The 527-nt window shown below is 76.9% G+C and carries 1 pseudogene; it reads right to left on the bottom strand.

Annotated features, from left to right (window positions below):
- A pseudogene (locus tag DW309_RS19475) lies at positions 1 to 527 on the bottom strand (hypothetical protein); the annotation flags it as partial.

Here is a 527-nt window from a genome sequence, read left to right as displayed (position 1 = left end):
GGTCGAGCACGTCGCGGATCAGGTGCAGCGGGCGCGGGGCGTCGCTGAGGTAGCTGGTCTGCGGCGCGAGCAGCTCGAGCGCCTGGGCGAGGTCGAGGCGCTCGACCTCGGGTGAGTCCGGTCCGTCCGCGCGGCGGTCCAGCACCACGACGGCGGCGACGCGCGGGGCCCCGGACAGCGGCACCCCGGGGTGCAGCGACGAGGGCGCGACCTGCACCTTGTGCGGTGCGGCGGCCTCGATCACGGACAGCGGCTTCCGGTAGGCGACGACGGTGCCGTCCGCGGCGACCCCGACGGTCTCGTCGCTCACGTACGCGTACCGACGGGCCAGCCGGCGGGCGGCCGTGGTCTTGCCGGTGCCCGACGGCGCGCTGAGCACCGCGACCCGGCCGTCGGCGTCGGCGAGACCCGCGGCGTGCATCATCCACAGGGCGTCGCCGCGGCGCAGGGCCAGCGCTGCGAGGGTCACGTCACTCGACAGGAGCGCGAGGGCCGCGTCGTCGTCGCCGCCCTCCCGAACGCGGACG

Source organism: Microbacterium sp. K41, assembly GCF_004794395.1.
Classification (GTDB): domain Bacteria; phylum Actinomycetota; class Actinomycetes; order Actinomycetales; family Microbacteriaceae; genus Microbacterium; species Microbacterium sufflavum.
Note: the sequence above shows the minus strand (reverse complement) of the source record. Positions and strands in the feature narration are given on the sequence as shown.